This is a genomic window from Methyloglobulus sp. (genome assembly GCF_046714055.1).
GTDB lineage: Bacteria > Pseudomonadota > Gammaproteobacteria > Methylococcales > Methylomonadaceae > Methyloglobulus.
Genome location: NZ_JBKKBJ010000111.1, coordinates 1 through 4260, shown reverse-complemented (window position 1 = coordinate 4260; position 4260 = coordinate 1). Strand labels below are relative to the sequence as shown.

3 protein-coding genes and 1 pseudogene are annotated in these 4260 nt (G+C 49.5%); 3 read left to right on the top strand and 1 reads right to left on the bottom strand.

The window, feature by feature from the left end:
• Positions 1-183 precede the first annotated feature (183 nt).
• Positions 184-603 carry a hypothetical protein gene (locus tag ACLQ6D_RS06905; RefSeq protein ID WP_411726546.1) on the top strand — a complete coding sequence of 140 codons (420 nt, stop codon included), beginning with the start codon at positions 184-186 and terminating at the stop codon, positions 601-603.
• A 62-nt stretch (positions 604-665) separates the two neighbouring features.
• Here ACLQ6D_RS06905 and ppsA read toward each other — a convergent pair whose 3' ends face one another.
• Positions 666-3083, bottom strand: coding sequence for a phosphoenolpyruvate synthase (gene ppsA, locus ACLQ6D_RS06900; RefSeq protein ID WP_411726545.1), 2418 nt, complete (start codon positions 3081-3083; stop codon positions 666-668).
• A 219-nt stretch (positions 3084-3302) separates the two neighbouring features.
• Between ppsA and ACLQ6D_RS06895 the strand changes: the two are divergent.
• Positions 3303-3617, top strand: a pseudogene (locus ACLQ6D_RS06895) (glutathione S-transferase N-terminal domain-containing protein); the annotation flags it as partial.
• Between the two features lie 166 nt (positions 3618-3783).
• Positions 3784-4026 (top strand): glutathione S-transferase C-terminal domain-containing protein, encoded by a 243-nt coding sequence (locus ACLQ6D_RS06890; protein WP_411726544.1) that lies wholly within the window; start codon positions 3784-3786, stop codon positions 4024-4026.
• The last annotated feature ends 234 nt before the right edge of the window (positions 4027-4260 follow it).

Sequence of the window (4260 nt, the reverse complement as noted above, 5' to 3'; positions counted from 1 at the left end):
TGAAAAACGTTTTTTGCAATGTCCAGGCCAATTGTCGTAATATCCATGGCGGATTCCTCTCCTTCTGTTAAGTGGCGGTTTTACCCTTCCACTTTGGCACATCGCGATGCCGTTGGGAAGGGGAGGAGCCCATACCATTACGTTAGGCAATTTTACTTTGCGATAATAACTAGGGAACGACAAATGACCACAAGCATATCGGGGGTACCACCGGATGTCCTCCAACTACTTGAAGCCAAGATACGCGCCATGGCTGAGTTCGGGGTAAACGGCGACAAAGTCAGTGTTGCGCGATTTTACGCAGACAATGCGCTTATCACCGACATGGGGGAAATGTGGGTTATGGGGCGAGAACCCATTGATCGGTATTGGGTGGGAATGCCTTCTTTCCAGGAATGGCATCTCACAATCCTCGACACTGGTGGTCATGCAGAAGCCCCGTATCAGCGGCTACGTTCCACTGCGTGGCTAGAGATCGACGGAAACCTCTGCGTGGACATGGGACAAAGTTTAGTGGTCTGGAAGAAGCAATCAGACGGGGATTACCGCATCTACGTAGACATTTATCGCCTTACCAAATTTGAAGAGCCAAAAAAAACATAGCTCGTTGGGGTAAGCTTGGCAAACCCCAACAACATGTTGACTCAAGTGTTGGGGTTCGTACCTCACCCCAACCTACACAGACGCTGTTCAGTTTCCAATATTTTCTGCGTCGTCTGTAATACCGTATCAGGATTGAGGCTTATTGAATCTATGCCGATCTCAACCAGAAACTCTGCCATATCGGGATAATCTGAAGGGGCTTGCCCACACAAGCCGATATGTTTGTGGTTGCGTTGCGCTCCCTTGACAGCCAGACGGATCATTTCCTTGACGCCGGGATCGCGTTCATCGAAATCGTCTGCGACGATGGCAGAATCCCTGTCTACGCCTAAAGTAAGCTGGGTCAGGTCGTTGGAGCCGATGGAAAAGCCATCAAACACCTGAGAGAAAGCGTCAATCTGGATGACGTTATTGGGGATTTCGCACATGACATAAATATGCAGGCCGTTTTCGCCACGCTTCAGGCCGAGCTTTGCCATCGCTTCAAGCACACGTTCCGCCTCTTGCACACGGCGGCAGAAGGGAATCATCAGGATGACATTCGTTAAGCCCATGTCATCACGTACCCGCTTCATCGCAGCACATTCCAGGGCGAAGCCTTCAGCATAAGCGGGATGGATATAACGCGAAGCGCCCCGGAACCCTATCATCGGATTGGCTTCCTCAAACTCAAAATCTTTGCCGCCGAGCAGGGCAGCATATTCATTGGTCTTGAAATCCGACATCCTGACGACAACGGGCTTTGGATAAAACGCGGCGGCAATGGTAGCCACACCCTCGGAAAGACGTTCAATAAAGAAGTTTTCTGGTTTTTCATAATTGCGGGTGAGCCGTTTGAGTTGGTCGAGTACGCCCACATCTTGCACACGCTCGGGATGAATGAGGGCTAAGGGATGGACTTTGATGTATTCGGCAATGATAAATTCCATCCGCGCCAAGCCCACACCATCGTTGGGCAAAAACCGGATTTTAAATGCAAGCTCCGGGTTGCCAATATTCAGCATGATTTTGGTTTTCGGCCTTTTTAGGCCGGACAGGTTGGTTGTCTTGATTTCAAATTCAAGAATACCCGGATAAACCCTGCCCACATCGCCTTCGGCACAGGACACGGTTATTGGGGTGTTGTTGTGAATGACAAGCGTAGCATTCTCGCAGCCGATGACGGCGGGGACACCGAGTTCACGGGCGATAATCGCCGCATGGCAGGTGCGGCCACCGCGATTGGTGACAATGGCGGACGCAATTTTCATCACGGGTTCCCAATCGGGGGTGGTAATATCGGCAACCAGCACATCGCCCGGTTTAAAATCGCGCAACTGTTCGAGATGTTCGATGATGCGGGCATTACCGGTGGCAATCTTGCTGCCAACCGCATGGCCGACGGCTATCGGCTCGGCTTTGTCTTTCAATATATAATTTTCCATTATCATGCTGTTGCGCTGCGATACGACTGTTTCAGGACGCGCCTGAACGATGTATAACAGGCCATCAACGCCATCTTTCGCCCATTCCATGTCCATTGGCCTGGGTTGTCCGGCTTTGCCACTGTAGTGTTTTTCTATTTTGATGGCGTAATCGGCAAGCGTCAGCACGTCTTCATCATTGATGCAAAAATGGCTGCGTTCTTCCTCGGAGGTGACGACATTTTTGGTAGGCTCGCGGGTACGGCCTACACTGTAGATCATCTTGATTTTTTTTGCACCCAGCGTCCGTTTCAGGACGGCACGAAAGCCCTGCTCAAAAGTAGGTTTGTGGACGTAAAACTCGTCCGGATCGACAATGCCTTGAACGACATTTTCACCAAGACCATAAGCACCCGTAATAAACACCACATCATTGAATCCTGATTCGGTATCCAGGGAAAACATGACGCCGCTGGCTTTCAAATCAGAACGCACCATTTTCATGATGCCGATGGAAAGCCCGAGTTTAAAATGGTCAAAGCCCTGGTCAATGCGGTAATGGATTGCACGGTCGGTGAACAGGCTGGCAAAGCAACGTTTACACGCTTCCAGTAAAGGCCGTTCGCCCCGGATATTCAGATAAGTATCCTGCTGTCCAGCAAAGCTGGCTGTCGGTAAATCCTCAGCGGTAGCCGAACTGCGGACGGCAAGGCTTAAATCTTCACCATACTGGTTTTGAAGCTGGCTATAGGCCTCAAGAATTTGCTTTTCCAGCAGATCGGGCAAGGGTGCGGCATAAATGATTTCCCGGGCTTTGCGTGCGCGTCGTGCCAGGTCAGCAACATCGTCAGCATCAAGGCCATCCAGCGCCAGATGCAGTTCGCTCCAGGCATTCGCTTGATCCAGCATGTAGCGATAACCTTCGGCGGTAACGGCGAAACCATTCGGTATGTTGATCCCTTGGGGGATTAACTCGCGGTACATTTCACCTAATGAGGCATTTTTACCGCCCACCAAGGGGATATCTTCGATAGTTAGTTCGTTGAACCAGCGGATGTAACTTTTTTGCTGTGGCATGTTGCCCTCCTTTATTACCACTATGCTACCATGAGGCTGTAGACAAGCATTTGCCTATGAAATTTCATAGATTGTTTATCGTGAGTGTGTTGCGAGACTACCCGTTATTCAAAAACCCAGAACTTTACAGCAACTGACCCCTCCAATTCTTAAAAATGAATTGCACTTATGAGTTGAGCCTAAGTGGCTTTATATGACCACATCCTCTGGAGTAAAAAGATGATTACACTTTACCAGTTCGCCCGTACCTGGGGCATTCCTAACCTGAGCCAATTTTGCGCCAAGCTTGAGACTTACCTCCGCATCAACAAGCTTCCCTATGAAATTGTGGAAACCCTGCCGCTCAAAGGGCCGCGGGGAAAGCTTCCGTATATTGAAGACAAGGGGCGCAAACTTTCTGATTCCCGGGTGATTGTGAATTATCTCAAAGCAACGTATGGCGATACTGACAAGGCGCTGCTTTCACTTGAAGAACAAGGCATTGCCAAGTCTTACCAGCGGCTTTTGGAAGAGCATTTGTATTGGGTTGGCATGGTCACGCGCTGGAATTATACGGAAGAAAATTGGCAAACGAATAAACAGGCGATTTTCGGTGGCCTGCCGCCGGTTGCCCGCGATCTGGCGGCAGCGCTTTATCGCAAAAAGATCAATGCACAAATTAAGGGGCATGGCATAGGGCGGCTGACGCAAGAAGAAATATTTGAACTCGGTAAGGAAGATATTGATAGCCTTGCCGATTTTCTCGGTAGCAAACCGTACTTTATGGGCAAGCAACCAACCAACCAGCCTGGATGCAAGTGCTTATGGCATACTCGTCAATACCCTGGGTTGTCCTATCGAATCCCCCCTGAAAGTTCACGCACTGGGCAAGCAAAATCTGCTGGATTATTGCCGTCGGATGCAGGCGGAGTTTTTTCCTGAGTTACCTTGGGGTGGGGTTTGATGGGTTTGTGGTAAATTGCTTTTTGAATGGAGTCCTTATCCAATAACCTTATCAGTTAATTATGGATATTTAAAACAAATCAAGCTGTTACCTGATTACGTACAACTTTCAGCCGAAGTAGCAGAACCTCAAAATAGCCGTCACCCCGGCATGGATTGCGGGGGTCTAGGCTACACGGATGTAAACTCAATGATGTGTTGGTGGTGAGTCACATCCTTGTGCTCTGGATACCGG

Excerpts from the sequence above, each read along its gene's own strand:
- ACLQ6D_RS06905 (WP_411726546.1), top strand. The coding sequence starts at position 184 with ATGACCACAAGCATATCGGGGGTACCACCGGATGTCCTCCAACTACTT.
- ppsA (WP_411726545.1), bottom strand. The coding sequence starts at position 3,083 with ATGCCACAGCAAAAAAGTTACATCCGCTGGTTCAACGAACTAACTATC.